Here is a 16,495-nt window from a genome sequence, read left to right on the forward strand (position 1 = left end):
TTTGAAAAACTTGGCTAATTGGTTTTAACTATTCGTCAAAAATTTTAACGAAACACGGGCTGTAAAAGTTATATGCATTTCATTCATTTAATTGACTAACACAAATCTCGCAAGGCTGCAAGCCATTTGCTATTTGTTTAGTTAAAATTTAAAGAAATATTGCGTTTGTAAAAATCAAGTAATTGATTTTTAGATTAATACAAAATGAGTGCTGCGGAAAAATTTAAAAGAATTAAGGCTTTTTTTAAGCTTAATATTGATTTTTATCTGCTTTAAAGGCTTAAAAAGCAGGTGAATGGGTAGGGCAATTATTGGTTAACGGCGGCTTTGCGCTTGCTTACAATATCAACGGCTTTGATATCCATTATGCGCTGGTCAAATTCTTCGGCAGGGAAGAGGGATTTTGCCTTGAGGCGCATCTTGTAAACGTAAATGGTTTTCTCAGAATATTCAAGGATCTTGGAGATGGTTTCGGTATCGGTAACACCCAAACGGATAAGCGCGAAGATGCGCAGATCGGTAGTGAGTACCTCGTCGTTCTTAGGCCATATCTGGTCTTCCTTTTTAAACAGATTGTTAAAGGATACCAAAAAGTTGGGGAATATTTTAATAAAGATATGATCGAAGGTATGGAACAGCGCGTCGCGTTCTTTTTTGATCTGAATGTTGTCAACTATCAGCTGGATATGATCGTAACGCTTTTGAGCCAGCTTGGTATCTACCGATCGCTTTAGCTTTTCGAGTTTAAGTATATAGCCAGATATTACGTTAAAGAAATAGCCTATGTACTCTTCCTTAATGTGGGTATCCTCAACCAGTTTGTTGTTGATGATCTCCAGTTCGGCATTGGTTTCCTCAATGATCTTCTCCTTAGCCTTCAGGTTTTTCAATTGCTTAAACAGCATTACCGATATTACGATAACCAGCAACACCAATACAATCAGCGACACCAGGAAAATAAGGAAACGGGTTTTCTCCTTCTCAATATAGTTCAGCTTTTCTGCAGCAACCATAGGCAGTATCGAACTGATTTGCACGCGGCGCTGGCGGGCACCGTAAAAGTCGGCATCGGCCATGGCCTGCTGTATGTAGTTGTATGCGTTTTTGATATCGCCGTTTTTGTAATAGATCTCGGCCAGCCAAAATATAGCCAGGGTTTCTTTAGTTGACGATTGTATATCGCTGATAACCGCCTGTATCAGCAACTCAATGCCCTTATCGCGCAGCTGCTTATCCTTCAGGTAAATATTGCCTAAAGTTGAGCTTACTATAGCGTTTTGGTGGGTAGTAAGCTTGTAGTTATTCAGCAGTTTCTGAAAATCGGCCGTGGCACCTTTGGGGTTGTTGTTCTTTATTTTTTTGTAGCCGTTGAGGTACAGATTATTGTACGAGCCTGGCGCGCTGATGGCAATGGCCGAATCGATATATTTATTAGCCTGCGCTATGTAAATTGGCGAGTATTGGTTGTCGTTATCATAATTGGCCAGGTCGAAGTTGGCACGCATCATCAGGGCGTAGTATTCCAGCTTAATGCTATCATCAAGCAAGGCGGTATTTATGCCTTTCAAACTGTCGAAAGTTTCCTTGAACATTCCCGACGACAGCAGTATAAAACCAACCTTTACCCTGCTGTAATACTCCTTGCTGATATCCTTTAAGCCCAGACTTAATTTGGAGAGCTTATTGGCATATACGTAGGCCGAATCGTACTGATAGGCTTTGTATTCGTCGTACAGTTTACTACACAAATCAAACTGGTGGGTGAGGCTGCCCGGCGAACGGTGCAATGCCATTTTTAAACTGGCTATACGGGCCTCTTTTTGCGCGTCGTATTCACTCTTTCGACTTAATTCGGTGTTGAGTTTGTCCAGCAGTTCGTCGCTTTTTGAAGAAGCCCGAACAGTGCCGAATAATAACAGCAGAAGCAGGAGAGGAATAGATCTCATAGATTGGTTAACGCTGCAAATTAAATAATAAATATCGGCATTTGCCCATGCCTTGCCTTACTCCAACGGTAATTATAACAAAGAAGTTTAACTGTAAGGCATTTTTTACCTGTGGTTAACGTATTGTATACGGTAAATTGATCTGTTCAGGATAACTCACCCCGCCTACGCTTCGCTGGGCGACCCTCTCTCCACTTTGTGGAAAGAGGGTTAAGATTTGATTTACGAGATGTTTTTTCTTTTAGCCCTCTTTGCGCAGCAGAGAGGGAAGTCCAGCGCAGCGTAGACAGGGTGAGTCAAATTACCCCTGTTTAAAATTATTGTAACCAATTTGATATTTTGAAGTCTAAATTTCGGGTAGTGAAAAATATCCTTTACATTAACAAAATTAAATAGTTCTTTAATGCTTTAATTTTCGGGTTTTTGAAGGTGATAAGCATATAGTTTTTACTAAAAAGCGCATTTAATAACATTGACCCATGCCTGAATATCAACACTATTCCTTCGACCTTTGGCTCACGCTTATTCGTTCTAACCCGGCGTTTAAGCCTGCACGAACAGCTTTCTTTCATCATAACTTTAATTATAAGGATAAGCCGATGGAGGAAGTCGCCCGTATTTTCAGGCAGGTCGACCTGATGGTGAACGCCATTAACGAAAAAACCGGAAAGAACATCGATGCCGATGAAATGTACCTGATGGTGATCAGCCTGATGAATGATGGCGACATTGCCGTAGGCGACATTGATATGCCCGCGCTCATGACCGAAATAGAACGCATGCTGTTTGCCAATCTGCCATTAGTATATTCAGCCGAAACTATTGAAGTTTTAGCGCACCTTAAAAACAATACCCCGGCAACCATCAATATACTAAGCAATACCGGTTTTATCAGCGGAAAGAGCCTGCGTAAAGTACTTGCGGAGATTGGCCTTGCGCAATATTTCGATTTTCAGTTGTACTCTGACGAAACCCGCATGTCCAAACCTTCGGCGGCATTCTTCGGACTAATGCTGGAACACGTGCAGCAATTACATGGCGCGGTAAATCACGAAAACATCATCCACATAGGCGATAACCCGGTGGCCGACGTACAGGGGGCAACCGCGGCCGGCATTAAAAGTATGCTGGTAAATTCAAACAATGTATCTATCAAAAACCTTATCAAACATGCCAGCAACATACTCACTACATAAAATAAGCAATGCCGATAACTTCGGCTTTAGTCCGGGAGATTACAGCCGTTTTAAATATGGTGATGATGCCGTGGCCTATAACTATGGTACAGCGCTGGCCGATGGCTTTATCGCGCAGCATTTAGTCCGTGGCGATATCAGCCAGCAAATAGTAGTAATATCAAGTCCGTACTCGTTCATCCCTACGGCTACCTTTACCTTAAAGAACCATTTTGTAGCCCGGCTCAACCGCTGGCTGGCCGCGCATGGCCAACCCGTGGTGCAGGAAACCAAAGTGCACCGTACCATTACCTATAAAGAGGATTATGGCGAACTGAATGCCGAAGAGCGCTTGCGCCTGATAGGTAACGATTCGTTCCATATCGACAAGGCCTTTTTGACTAACAAAACACTGGTTTTTTTAGATGATATTAAAATAACCGGCAGCCACGAGCGCATGATCATGAAGATGGTGGGCGAATATAATTTGCAAAATGAAATATATATGCTCTACTTTGCCGAGCTGGTGAGTGGCAGCATTCATCCCAAAATTGAAAACTTTTTGAACTATTACAGTGTTGAAACTATTTTTGATTTGGATACCATAATTAAAAGCGGCAGGTTTTGCATTAATACGCGCATAGTAAAGTTTATACTTAACTATAAGCACGATAGCTTTTGCATATTTTTACAAGGCCAAACCGATGAGTTTATTAACAATTTATATGATATGGCCCTGGGCAACGGCTACCATACCATGGAGTGTTACCAGCCAAACCTAAACCATATACGCAACCTATTATTTACATACAACAAAAACTTAGTATAAAATGGCAATTAATTTGCAAAAAGGGCAGCGCGAAGCTATTAACGCGCCCAAATTTACAGTAGGCTTAGGTTGGGATACCAACAGTTCATCAACAGGTACCAGCTTTGATTTGGATGCATCCATCTTTATTTTAGGCGAAAACAAAAAACTATTGAGCGACGAGCACTTCGTTTTTTATAACAACCTTAAATCGCCGGATGAGGCGGTTGAACATACGGGCGATAACCTTACCGGCGATGGCGATGGCGATGACGAGCAGATCAAGGTCGACCTGTCGAAAATTTCGGCACAGGCATCAGAGATTTGCATTGTAGTAACCATACACGATGCCGATAACCGCCGCCAAAACTTTGGCCAGGTGCGTAACTCGTTCATCCGTATTTTTGATAGCGTAACCAATGTTGATATTTTAAAATACGAGCTGGAAGAAGATTTTTCTATTGAAACAGCGGTTGAGTTTGGCCGTATTTACAAACGTAATAACGAGTGGAAGTTTGAGGCGGTTGGCGCGGGTATGAAAGGCGGCCTGCAAGATTATTTAAATAAATATAATTAACACATGGCAATCAATCTTGAAAAAGGGCAACGCATCAGCCTCGAAAAAAGCAACGGCAGCAAACTGCAAAATATATGCGTAGGTATTAACTGGGGCGCTATAGAAAAGAAAGGCCTTTTCGGTTTTGGCAGCAGCAAAGAAGCGGTTGACCTTGATGCCAGCTGCGCCATTTACGACGATCAAAAGCAACTGATAGAGGTTGTATACTTCGGCAACCTTAAATCAAAGAACGGCGCTGTAAAACATAGCGGCGATGATTTAACAGGTGATATGGGCGGCGATGACGGACTGGATAATGAAGTTATCTCGGTTGACTTGGGTGGCCTGGGCGCAAATGTTACCTACGTGGCATTTGTACTGAACAGCTTCCGCGGGCAGGATTTCGGCAGCATTCCGTTCGCTTCCATCCGTGTGTATGAAGGCACGCCAAAAAGGGTGACCGAAGAATTTGCTAAATACAACATTAGCGGCGGCGGTTTTGCGGGCCACGTATCAATGGTACTGGGCGTATTTTACAAACGCAACGGCGAGTGGAAATTTAATGCCATTGGCGAACCAACCAAAGACAGAAAGCTACAGGAAACGGTACAAACCGTAACCCAAAAGTATTTATAGTAACTATTTAAGCCTTTATCAATCTAAACCATAAATTGATAAAGGCTTAAAATATTAAACACTACAATATGGAACCAAACCTGAACAGCCCTGAGCAAAGCGTACCCGCGCCATCATCGGCTCCTGTTAAATTGATTGATAAAGAAGGTAATGTTGATTTAACGCTGGCAAGCCCGGCCGATATCAGCAAATATTCGCAATTAAGTAAAGATCTTAGTCCGGCTGATGCCAACTCTATATTGAACTACGGCACCGAGGTGCAGGCATCAATGGAGAAGTACAGTAACCAGTTCCTGGCATCGGTACGTACCTATAACTCGGGCGAGGTAGGTACTTTAATTAACGATCTGCTTACCGAACTCAACTATATTGATGTTGACGAGCTTGAAAAAAGCGGCGTAACATCGTTCCTGTCTAAAATACCGTTCCTTAAAAAACTGGTGTTCGATGCCAAAAAGCTGTTTCAAAAATACGACCTGGTAATTACCAATGTGGATAAGATCACCAACAAGGTAAAGGCCGGCCGTTTGAATGCTATTAAAGATAACAGCTCGCTGCAAACCATGTTTGACAGTAATGTGGAATACATCAAGCAGATGGAAGACCTCATTATATCGGGCCAGATCAAGTACAAGGAACTGATGGAAAAGCTGGCAGAAATGGAAGCCAACCCATCGGCCTATAACGATTATGAAATTGCCGATTTGCGCGAGTTCTGCGGCCGTTTAGATAAGCGTTTGGCCGATATGAAGATCGTCCGTTTTATTATGATGCAATCGCTGGCGCAAATACGCGTGGTGCAAAACAACAATACTTCCATTGCCGAAAAAGCGCAGTCGATAGTATCAACCACTATACCGGTTTGGAAAAACCAGCTTACCATAGCTGTAGCTCTGCAAAGGCAAAAGGCCAATGTGGAAATGCAGAAGAAAATATCAGACACTACCAACACCATTTTGCAGAAAAACGCGGATATGCTGAAACAAAACAGTATTGATGTAGCAAGGGAAAATGAAAAAACGGTAGTATCTTTGGATACGCTTAAGCGCACAACGCAATCCCTCATTGAAACACTGAACGAGGTGAAGCAGATACACGAACAAGGCACGCAAAACCGCAAAGTGCTGAATACCGAACTGCAAACCCTTGAAACTGAACTGAGGAAGAACGTAACAAACGTTAGCTGATGGATAAAGAATGGATGATAACCCAATAATACGTGAATCAAACAAAATATTAAGTAAACTGCAATTACTCTCTACCTTTTTTGAGGATGAGATAGTTTATAAGATATATTTACGTACACAGGTTATCCACAAACTTTACGACACCAACCCTGAGCTTGATGTAAATAAACTGGAACTTTTCCATGTTCAGTTTACGCAGCCCGCTATCGATCTGTTAAGGAAGATCAAAAAGATCAACGAAAATAATGTAAGCTTGCTGTTCAACGAAATTCAGTTGAACAGTGAGCTTATCAAAAGCATTAAGGAGTCGGACTTTACCGAGAACGATTTCAATATTGATAAACAACGGCAGGCACTGCGCATCAACAATTCCCTGCGCAAACTATACCAGCTACTGTCGGATAATAAGCAGGACTATCCCTTTGCCAAAAACATCAACGCCTTTAGCGCACGCTACTCCGAAGATTTCTTTTACACCATATCGCCCGACTTACTGGCCGGGCTAACCGATTACGATCCGGCTACCATGTACAGCAACGCCAACGCTACCATACAACGTAAGCTGATGGGGAGGTTGTGTAAGTTTGATTTTCGTACCGAGTTTTATTGCGGCTTAAAAACCGGGAACCTCATCATTGAGGTATATAAGTTTATTGACGATGACGAGCACTTCCTGTTCTACCCATCGCGCAATATGTTTTTGTTTGCAGATGTGAGCAAGCTAAAGGGTATCGACCTGACCACCGACCTCACCCGTAACGAACGCATTATACAGGAACTGCAAGACAAGAACGACCAGTTGCAAAGCCGTGCCAACATCACCAAAATAAACATACCGCAGGAGGTACGTTCCTTACTGGCCGATAACTATAAGAAGATCTCGGATATTAACTTTCTGCAAAATATTGCCAGCTTTGATACTCAGGCTAATATCCTGAAAACGATGCTGAATACGGATATGCTTTAACAGGCTGGTGTACACAAATTGCCCCTTTTATGATGCTCCGTAGGAGCTGCCGATTTGTAGCATCATATTATATGTCTTTTTGCCCCGTTAAGTGGCTACGCATTAGCAAAGGGGTAAAACGTACATAGTACATACTTTAACAGGCTGCGTCTTCAGTATATTCTTCAATCGCCGCTTTGTTCAGCTGGTTATAGTATAAAAAGTAACCTATCACCGGCAGAAAGGTAACCAAAGCCAACCACCCCAAATGCCTTAACAGCGGCTTGGTATCATGATATTTATAGCTTAACGCGATAAACCGGGCTATGAGGTAACAATGTACCAGGGGCAGTGCAATAAGCACAATAGATAGCAGCGCGTACAGTAATCCCATAGTTATAGTGCGTGTTGTATTAAAACGAATGCCGTACTGTAATTATTGCCGGGTTGATAATCAGCCAAATAAATATAATACCACCCTAATATCGATAATATTTAGCAAATTGTAACACTCAAAACAATCCCCTGTCTAAACAACAAAAAAGAATAATACAAAAAAATGGATCTTTTACACACCCTTTTAGGCGACGATATTAAAGCAGGCTTGCTCATCATTCTTAACCTGATCGTAATTGAAAGTCTTTTATCGGTAGATAACGCCGCGGTGCTGGCCACCATGGTGCTCGATCTGCCTAAAGAACAACGTAACAAAGCTTTGCGCTACGGCATCATCGGCGCGTACGTGTTTCGTGGTATATGCCTGTTTTTGGCCGCGTGGCTGGTTACTGTTTGGTGGTTAAAACCTCTTGGCGGATTTTATCTGCTATACCTCGCTATCAATTATTTCAGGGAAAAAGCAGCCAAGAAAAAAGAAGAAGAAAGCGGCGAAGAAGAAGCTGTTAAGAAAGAAGAAAGCTGGATCTATAAATCAACCGTTGGTGTCATCGGCAGCTTTTGGGCTACGGTAGCGCTGGTTGAGGTAATGGACCTTGCCTTTTCTATAGATAACGTATTCGCGGCGGTAGCCTTTACCGACCACGTGTTTTTGATCTATACAGGGGTCTTCATCGGTATACTGGCTATGCGTTTTGTGGCGCAGGCCTTTGTTAAACTGATGGAGAAATTTACCTTTTTAGAAACTATCGCTTTCATCGTGATCGGTGTATTGGGTGTTAAGCTGTCATCATCGCTGTTTACCCATTTCTATCCTGAAAGCCCTATATCGCATGCCATTGAAGGTGAAAAGACCGACCTGTTCGTGTCTATCTTTACGGTGGCTATATTCATTATCCCGGTAGTAACCTCGTTGCTGTTCAATTTCCCGAAAAGGCATACCATTGAACCCGAAGTAGCCGAAAACGCCGAAAAAGTATTGGATAAAAGCTGATATTTGCCGCATGAATAAATTAATAGCCTCGTGGTTCGGCATCGGTTATTTTAAAGGTGGCGGTACTTACGCGAGTATCGTTACCTGTATCATCTTGTATTTTTTATGGCAGGTACCGGCAGTATTAGCGCCTTTGCCCAATGTGGTAATTGCCCTGGTAATAATACTGGTTGGCATATACGTAGGTAATAAGGTGGAGCCAGAATGGGGTAAAGACAGTTACCGCGTGGTAATTGATGAGGTTGCCGGTATGTGGATCACCATGCTGTTTATCCCCATTAATAACTGGAAACTACTGTTGGCGGGCTTGATACTGTTCCGCTTTTTTGATATGGTAAAGCCGCTGTTTATCCGTAAGCTGGAAAACCTGCCCGGCGGCACCGGCGTAATGATGGACGATGTACTGGCCGGTATTTACGCCAATATTGTGCTGCAGGTGATTGTGTACTTGAAATTACTGTAAGCTTAATTACTGAACTCTACGTGGAAGGTAGTACCCCTGCCCAGTTCGCTATCTACCCAAATTTTGCCTTTATGCTTTTCAATAATGCGCTTAACAATGGCCAGGCCCACGCCCGAGCCTTCAATGTCTTGCACGTTATCCATACGTTTAAACAGTTCAAATATTTGTGGTAGTTGTTTAATATCTATACCGAGGCCATTATCGCTGATGCTGTAAATAATACCGCCTTCGGTTTCCCGGCCTTCAATGCTCACAATTTGCGGGTCAGACTGCCCCGAATATTTTACCGCGTTACTCAACAGGTTGGCAAACACCTGCGAAATCATCAGCGGGTCGCCTTGTATATCAGGTGTTGCGCCGATGTTTAACTGTAGCTTTTCGGTATCGTAAACTATGCCCAGCTCTTTGGCAATATCGTTTATGATGGGGGCAACTTCAATTTTGGTAAATTCAATGTCTGACCGACCGATACGCGAATAATCGAGCACCTCATTTATCATGTAGTTCATGCGGTCGGCACGGTTCACAATGCGGTCGAGCACCTTTTGGGCCTCGGGTTTCAGCGTGGTATCGCGGGTTAATAACTGCGAGTAGCTTTTTATGGCCGAAAGCGGGTTTTTAAGATCGTGCGATATGGTGAAGCTAAAGGTATCCAACTCTTCATACGCCTGCTTTAACCGCTCGTTAAGCAAGCGTATGGCACCGGCCTTTTGGTTAATGGCGTACATGATCTCTTCCTTTAGCCTGATAACCGATTTTACCTCTTCATTAAGCCAGGGTGTTGATTTGTTTACCACCGTTTGCGACCATGCCTCGAACGAATGCCTCGGCGATATTTTAAAGGTGCCGTCGTTTTGCAGTTCGGCCGGTTTGTCGGGGTTGCCTGCCCAGGTAATGGTTTGCAATTGCTCGGGCTTAAACCATATTACGTACTCGCCCAGCTCGCGCGACAGGGTAGTCACCATTACACCGCTTGCAACGTGCTTATAAGCCTCCGCGGCCGGGTAAGCGGCCGAAAGGTGGTCGGTATAATATACCGGCTCGTTTACGTGCGTTGTAAGCCATGCCGTCAGTTCGCGAATCTGCTCATCGGCAGGTACCTTGCCCTGTTTTATAATATTGTTCTCGTATAGTAAAACTACGCCCTCGGCATTAACAGCCTCCAATATGGTGCTATCCTGCCTGGTAAGCGCGTCTTCAATGCTGTTGGTTTTAAGCATGTATTTCGACAGCTTATCTACCGTGCCAACGAAACGCTCGTGTAACTGTTGGTTCTCCTCATCCTGCCTGAACTCCAATGCCGACGAAAGGATCTGCCCGATCAGCTTGGACGATTCCCTTGTTTTAAAATCAATAAAACGCGGTGTGTAGTTATGGCAGGCGATCAAACCCCATAATTCGCCCTTATAAAGCAGCGAAATGCTAAAGCTTGAATCCACACCCATATTTTTCAGGTACTGGATATGGATAGGCGATACAGCCCGTAATTGCGAATGGGTAAGATTGAGCGGTGTTGTGCCGAAATTAGCCGACGTAACTACTTTTGATGGCGTGGTATGCACGTTAGCGATCAGCCTTGTGAGGTTAACTTTATAAAGCTCACGGGCTTGCTTAGGTATGTCAGATGCCGGGTAATGCAGGCCGAGCCATGGTTCCAGGTCGTCATTCTTTGCTTCGGCAAGTACTTCGCCATGCCCGTCTTCGGCAAAACGGTATATCATCACCCTATCATACCCAATTACCTGTTTTACCTGCCTTGCCGAATTGTTGAGCAGGTGTTGCAGGTTCTTATCGGCCAGCATCTCTGATATGGAACGGCCTATCATTTTTTGAAGGTCGAGGTTCATGTCAGATGTAGCCGTTTCAAACTCCAGTACAAAGTAATTGTCTGCTTTTGAAATAATGAGGTAAAAAGGCTTACCCTGTATATCAGTTTGAAAAGGATTGGTTTGATCAAAACTTTTATTACCGCGACCGAAATTAAGCAGCTGGTTAATAAAATCGGGTGGTTCGTTTTTGCCTATAAGCGGCTCAATATCCTGTATATGCCTGCCTAACAAGTCGGTTGGGATGCTGGGCAAGAAGTTGAAAACGTTTTCACTGTAAAAACGGATGAAACAAGCGTCGTCGACAACAATAAAAAATCCGTGTGATTGTATTTGACCCGGTATATGAATGGGTTCCCTGTCACAGTTTGTTAAGTCGATCAGTTGTTCGCTCATGCGTTATTTATAAGTAGAAATATTAAACAAATATGAAAAAATATCTGAGTTATAAAAGCTTTACAAGGTAAAATGTTTGCCACATTGCTTTTTATACGGCACTTTAAGTGTAACAAGTTAGCTGAAAAAGCGTGTTGGTAGCAAAACTTAATGTATAAATTGTAGTTTTATAGTACCAACTGATAGCTAACTTGTTATAATCATCATGAAAAAATATTGCCTATTATCGGTACTCGTGTCCGGTTTTATATTCCTGTCGTGCCAATCGCCCGATGCCGGTGTAAACAATGTGGGCGGCGGCAGTGCCGACACCGCTAAAGTAACCCTTCAAAAAATTTACGGCGACCTTAACAATCCCTGGGGAATGGTATGGCTGCCCGACGGACGATTGCTTGTTACCGAGCGCGCCGGTGAAATACTGGTTTTTAAGGACGATAAATTTACCGGCCAAAAACTAAGCGGCGTGCCTGCCGTTTTTAACCACGGACAAGGCGGTTTAATGGATATTAAACTGCATCCCGACTATAAAAAGAACGGCTGGATCTACATCACCTTTTCAAAACCGGTAGGCGACGGATTGGCATCAACCGCTGTGATCCGTTTTAAACTGAAGGGTAACGAGATTGTTGACAAGGAAGATATTTTTGAAGCTAAACCGGCACTAAAGGCCGATTTTCACTTTGGCAGCCGTGTGGTGTTTGATAAGGATAAATACCTGTTTATCAGCGTAGGCGAGAGGGGCACGCAACCTAAGGTGCAGGAACTGGATAACGATCACGGTAAAATTCACCGTGTATTTGACGATGGAAAAGTTCCTGAAGATAATCCTTTTGTTAGCCAGGCAGGCGCGCATGGCTCTATCTGGACGTATGGCCACCGTAACCCGCAGGGTATGGTTTATGATGCCGTTAACGACCGTATTTGGGAAGACGAGCATGGCCCCAAAGGTGGCGACGAGCTGAACCTGATTGAAAAAGGTAAAAATTATGGCTGGCCAAAAACATCGTACGGTATTAACTACGATGGTACTATACTAACACCTAACAAGGAGCTGCCCGGCATTGAAAATCCTAAACATTACTGGGTGCCATCGATAGCCACCTGCGGTTTAAGCATAGTTACTTCCGACAAATATCCGGGTTGGAAAGGCAACCTGCTGCTGGGCGCATTGGCAGCCATGCACCTTAACCGTATCTCGCTTAACGGAACCGAATTTAAATCAGAAGACAGGATGTTCCAGGGACAAGGCCGTTTCAGATATGCCGCTGAAAGTCCGGATGGATATATTTATGCCATCACCGAAGGGCCGGGAACGTTGGTGAAATTGATACCGAAGAAGTAAGTATTTGTGAGGATTGACAACTTTTTAAAGTTGTCAATCCTATAATACTAAACTCACATGCAGTCGCTACGGCTTCAGCCGAGTGACGACTATTACGCGGCGTCCCGCCGCTGTATTGTAAATATTCAAGCAGACAGGTTGAATGGTTATGCTATGCCGCCATGAAAGCCTCACCCAACCCTCTCCAAGGGAGAGGGCTTTAGATCTATCTTTAAGTGTTGTTTTTATTTCCGCTAATAAACAGCCTTGAACGCAAGCTAACACAAAAAGGACGCATAAAACGCGGCGAGATTGCTTCACTACGTTCGCAATGACAATAAACGAAGAGCGCCTTGCAACTTACAACACACAACCTGCAACTTATTTAGCCCTATACTTCGACTGGTTCAATACCTTTTGCGCGTTGGTTTCTTTCATTAGCTGCTGCAGCGTTACGCCGGGGTTTCTATCCATGTATTCCTTTACAATTTGCCAGCCCGTCCATACGGCAAGTTTTGGGGCCGATTCGTTCTTTTCGCCGAGGCCGGGGGTAAAGGGGGCTTCGGTAAGGTATTTTTGTATTTGCAGATAATCGGAATTGTAGAGCAGGTTTTCTTCCAGGAAGAAAGCCCAAATGTTTTGCTTAAAATCGTTGCACCATTGCAGTTGCTGGGTGGTATAACCAATTTTGGTAGAGTCGGGTAGGTCGGGCAGTATCTTATCCATAAAATACATGATCTTGCCGTTGTAAACCATCTTGGCTAACAGTGATTTATCCTTATCATCCTCTGGGAACATGTTTTCGCGGGCAATGCCTTCAATTACCCGCGGGGAAATATTATCGGGCGTAAAACGGCGCGAAATGTAATGCGGAAAAGTTTGCACCAATGCCGGGTAGAATTTTGAGTCGGCACCCAAAAAAAGGTCAAGCCCTATGCCGAAATAATCATCGCCTATAGATGTTTGCGCCTGGAAGCCCGAGAAGTAAGCGTATACTTTTGGCAAGCGACTGTTAGGGTAATAATATTTGATGTGTTTAAAAGCGTCGGTCAGTTCGGCTTCCTGTTTATCAAGGTTGGGGTATATCGAATCAATCTCGTGTTTAAGATCATTATACGCTTTGCCTGCAAAAACAGTGCGTAAGGTGGTATAATAAGCGGTATCCTGTATACTGCCGGCCTGTAAAATACGTTCAATAAAATCAGTGTAGAATGTACCGTAGTTTTTTTGCAGATAAGCGGCCTGTTGCGGCATCGGTTTTACGTGCATCAGGTTAAAATCATGGTCGAAACGATCTATCTTAACATCGAGTTTAATGTTGCTCACATCAACACGCTTATCATTACTGCACGAGGTAATGAGCAGGCCGATCAAAAAAATTAAATAAATTTGACGTGTTTTGTTAACGATAGCAACTATATTCATCCTACACAAAAGTATAAATAACTCATTATAATGAAAATCGCCTTAGCTCAGCTAAACTATCACATAGGTAATTTTGAAGCCAATACCGGTAAAATAATTGACACTATTGGCAAAGCGAAGCAAAACGGTGCCGATTTGGTAGTATTTGCCGAACTATGTGTGAGCGGTTACCCTGCCCGCGATTTTTTGGAATTTAAAGAATTTATATCGCTTTGCGATGATGCCGCCAATAAAATAGCGGCCGCCAGCAGCGGTATTGCCTGTATCATCGGGCTGCCAACGGTTAATCATAAACCCGAGGGTAAAGATCTTAACAACTCCGCCTATTTTATAAACGATGGTAAGATAGAGGCCCGGGTTGATAAAGCGCTGCTGCCTAACTACGATGTGTTTGACGAGTATCGCTACTTTGAGCCATCAACCGAGTTTAACTGTATCGATTTTAAGGGCAAGCGTATTGCGCTCACTATTTGTGAGGATTTGTGGAATACGATAGAAAACCCGCTGTACATTACCCGGCCAATGGATTCGCTGATAAAACAGCAGCCCGATGTAATGATCAATATCGCGGCTTCGCCTTTCGCGTATAACCACGATGAAGAGCGTATCGCCATACTTACCGATAACGCGAGCAGGTATAAATTGCCGCTGTTCTACGTAAATCAGATAGGCGCGCAAACCGAGCTCATATTTGACGGTGGCTCACTGGTGATTGATAACACTGGTAAACTGGCCGATGAGCTGCCTTATTTTACAGAAGCGCTTACGTATTATACCCTTAATGATGACGCTTCCATCAGTTTCGACCATCAATCTACCTTAAAAACAGAGCGTCCTTCGGATATCGAACAGATCCATCAAGGGTTATTGCTGGGCATCAGGGATTATTTTTACAAATCCGGCTTTAGCCGCGCTACATTGGGTTTATCCGGCGGGATAGATTCGGCCGTGGTGTGCGCGTTGGCCGCGGAGGCCCTGGGTGCCGAAAATGTAATGGCTGTGCTGTTGCCATCTAAATTCTCTACAGACCATTCGCTGAAAGATGCCGAAGACCTGGTCAATAACCTGGGCTGTAAAAGCGAAACCATTGCCATACGCAACGTTACCGATGCTATTGAGGGGGTGCTGCAACCGCAGTTTAATAATTTGCCGTTCAATATTGCCGAGGAGAATATACAATCGCGCAGCAGGGCGATCATTTTAATGGCCATGTGTAATAAGTTTGGCTATATATTGCTTAATACCTCCAACAAAAGCGAGGCGGCAGTAGGTTACGGTACGTTGTATGGCGATATGTGCGGCGGTATTTCTGTAATTGGCGATGTTTATAAAACGCAGGTGTTCGAGCTGGCGCGATACATTAACCGCGAGCGCGAGATCATCCCCGAAAATACCATTGTTAAACCGCCGTCGGCAGAGCTAAGACCCGATCAAAAGGATACCGACTCATTACCGGAGTACGATGTGCTGGATAAGATACTGCGCGAGTATGTGGAAAACCGCTGCTCATCGTCGGAAATTATACAAATGGGCTACGAAGAAAACACCGTAAAACGGGTAATAAAACTGGTAAACACTGCCGAACATAAACGCTACCAAACGCCGCCTATTTTAAGGGTATCGCCAAAAGCATTCGGTATGGGGCGGCGTATGCCAATTGTAGGTAAATATTTATCGTAAATATTTGAATATTAAACTAAACCTTTTGCGTTTGCGTTCGTCTAAATAAAAAAGAGGGAATAAGAAGACCATGAAAAGATCGATCTATTTAGGGTTACTGATATTGTGCATATCAGTTTTATCCGCCTGTTCAAATTACAGGTACTATACCGCTGCAAAAAATAAAACCAATTTTGGGAGTTACCGTACTTTCGGCTGGGTACGAATGAAACAGCCGGACAACAATCCGCAGAAAATATATTCCAACGATATTGCCTTTGAAAATATTAAGGACGCGGCTAACGATGCATTAAAGGCCAAAGGCTTAACATTACAGGATGACCAGCCCGATTTGTACGTAAACTATACAGCAATGACAGGGCGTGGTTATAAAACACAATACTACTCACCTTACTACGGCGGCTTTTACGGCGGTGGCTGGGGTTGGGGCGGCTGGGGTGGCTGGGGCTATCGTCCGTTCTATGGCGGCGGCTGGGGCTGGGGTGGTTACGGCGGCGGTTATGCCGATCGTGTTCCTTTCCGTGAGGGTACCATCATTATCGACCTTATTGACCGCAAAACCGGTAAAATGGTATGGCGCGGTTATGGCGTAGGTGAACTGCGTAATCCGCAAAAAGCTATTAACGATTTGCCAAAGGTAGTAAGCGGTATTATTGCACAGTTAAAGCTTAGTGCCGATAACAAATCATAATAAAGAAATAAACTATTGACCTGAAAGAAGGCCCTTTTGGTGTAATGCCGGT

15 protein-coding genes are annotated in these 16,495 nt (G+C 43.7%); 11 read left to right on the forward strand and 4 right to left on the reverse strand.

Translation table 11 applies throughout. The features are described from left to right. Nucleotides 1–308: 308 nt before the first annotated feature. Nucleotides 309–1,946, reverse strand: coding sequence for a DUF6377 domain-containing protein (locus ABD894_RS13435; RefSeq protein WP_345211560.1), 1,638 nt, complete (start codon nt 1,944–1,946; stop codon nt 309–311). Between the two features lie 479 nt (nt 1,947–2,425). Here ABD894_RS13435 and ABD894_RS13440 point away from each other — a divergent pair, with 479 nt between their 5' ends. The 6 genes from ABD894_RS13440 (at nt 2,426) to ABD894_RS13465 (ending at nt 7,275) form a co-directional block, all read left to right on the forward strand. Further along, nucleotides 2,426–3,142, forward strand: a complete 717-nt coding sequence (locus ABD894_RS13440) for an HAD family hydrolase (RefSeq protein WP_345211561.1) — start codon at nt 2,426–2,428, stop codon at nt 3,140–3,142. After that, a complete protein-coding gene (locus tag ABD894_RS13445; protein ID WP_345211562.1) occupies nt 3,117–3,950 on the forward strand; it encodes a phosphoribosyltransferase family protein in 834 nt (277 codons plus the stop codon). Before ABD894_RS13440 ends, ABD894_RS13445 begins: the two co-directional genes overlap by 26 nt. Nucleotide 3,951: 1 nt before the next feature. Then, entirely contained in the window at nt 3,952–4,506 is a 555-nt protein-coding gene (locus ABD894_RS13450; RefSeq protein WP_345211563.1) for a TerD family protein, read from the forward strand. Between the two features lie 3 nt (nt 4,507–4,509). Next, complete coding sequence (locus ABD894_RS13455; protein WP_345211564.1) at nt 4,510–5,121, forward strand: TerD family protein; 612 nt, start codon at nt 4,510–4,512, stop codon at nt 5,119–5,121. Nucleotides 5,122–5,189: 68 nt separating this feature from the next. Continuing rightward, the gene (locus ABD894_RS13460) at nt 5,190–6,308 is read left to right on the forward strand and encodes a toxic anion resistance protein (protein ID WP_345211565.1); all 1,119 of its coding nucleotides are present in this window, start codon (nt 5,190–5,192) and stop codon (nt 6,306–6,308) included. 10 nt (nt 6,309–6,318) lie between these two features. Then, nucleotides 6,319–7,275 carry a hypothetical protein gene (locus tag ABD894_RS13465; RefSeq protein ID WP_345211566.1) on the forward strand — a complete coding sequence of 319 codons (957 nt, stop codon included), beginning with the start codon at nt 6,319–6,321 and terminating at the stop codon, nt 7,273–7,275. 136 nt (nt 7,276–7,411) lie between these two features. Here the strand turns inward: ABD894_RS13465 and ABD894_RS13470 are convergent, their stop codons facing one another. Continuing rightward, nucleotides 7,412–7,648: a hypothetical protein gene (locus ABD894_RS13470; protein ID WP_345211567.1), complete on the reverse strand. Its 237-nt coding sequence runs from the start codon at nt 7,646–7,648 to the stop codon at nt 7,412–7,414. Between the two features lie 165 nt (nt 7,649–7,813). Between ABD894_RS13470 and ABD894_RS13475 the strand changes: the two genes are divergently transcribed. Further along, nucleotides 7,814–8,641, forward strand: a complete 828-nt coding sequence (locus ABD894_RS13475; protein WP_345211568.1) for a TerC family protein — start codon at nt 7,814–7,816, stop codon at nt 8,639–8,641. 10 nt (nt 8,642–8,651) lie between these two features. Continuing rightward, on the forward strand, nt 8,652–9,104 hold the full coding sequence (locus ABD894_RS13480; RefSeq protein WP_345211569.1) for a phosphatidylglycerophosphatase A family protein: 453 nt from the start codon (nt 8,652–8,654) through the stop codon (nt 9,102–9,104). Between the two features lie 2 nt (nt 9,105–9,106). Here ABD894_RS13480 and ABD894_RS13485 read toward each other — a convergent pair whose 3' ends face one another. Next, nucleotides 9,107–11,326, reverse strand: a complete 2,220-nt coding sequence (locus ABD894_RS13485; RefSeq protein WP_345211570.1) for an ATP-binding protein — start codon at nt 11,324–11,326, stop codon at nt 9,107–9,109. A 205-nt stretch (nt 11,327–11,531) separates the two neighbouring features. Between ABD894_RS13485 and ABD894_RS13490 the strand changes: the two genes are divergently transcribed. After that, nucleotides 11,532–12,668, forward strand: a complete 1,137-nt coding sequence (locus ABD894_RS13490; protein ID WP_345211571.1) for a PQQ-dependent sugar dehydrogenase — start codon at nt 11,532–11,534, stop codon at nt 12,666–12,668. A gap of 360 nt (nt 12,669–13,028) precedes the next feature. Here ABD894_RS13490 and gldB read toward each other — a convergent pair whose 3' ends face one another. Next, nucleotides 13,029–14,072: a gliding motility lipoprotein GldB gene (gene gldB, locus ABD894_RS13495; RefSeq protein WP_345211572.1), complete on the reverse strand. Its 1,044-nt coding sequence runs from the start codon at nt 14,070–14,072 to the stop codon at nt 13,029–13,031. Between the two features lie 30 nt (nt 14,073–14,102). Between gldB and ABD894_RS13500 the strand changes: the two genes are divergently transcribed. Continuing rightward, nucleotides 14,103–15,752 carry an NAD+ synthase gene (locus ABD894_RS13500; RefSeq protein ID WP_345211573.1) on the forward strand — a complete coding sequence of 550 codons (1,650 nt, stop codon included), beginning with the start codon at nt 14,103–14,105 and terminating at the stop codon, nt 15,750–15,752. Between the two features lie 70 nt (nt 15,753–15,822). Then, entirely contained in the window at nt 15,823–16,443 is a 621-nt protein-coding gene (locus ABD894_RS13505) for a DUF4136 domain-containing protein (RefSeq protein WP_345211574.1), read from the forward strand. Nucleotides 16,444–16,495: the final 52 nt, after the last annotated feature.

This window comes from Mucilaginibacter gynuensis, assembly GCF_039541195.1.
Classification (GTDB): domain Bacteria; phylum Bacteroidota; class Bacteroidia; order Sphingobacteriales; family Sphingobacteriaceae; genus Mucilaginibacter; species Mucilaginibacter gynuensis.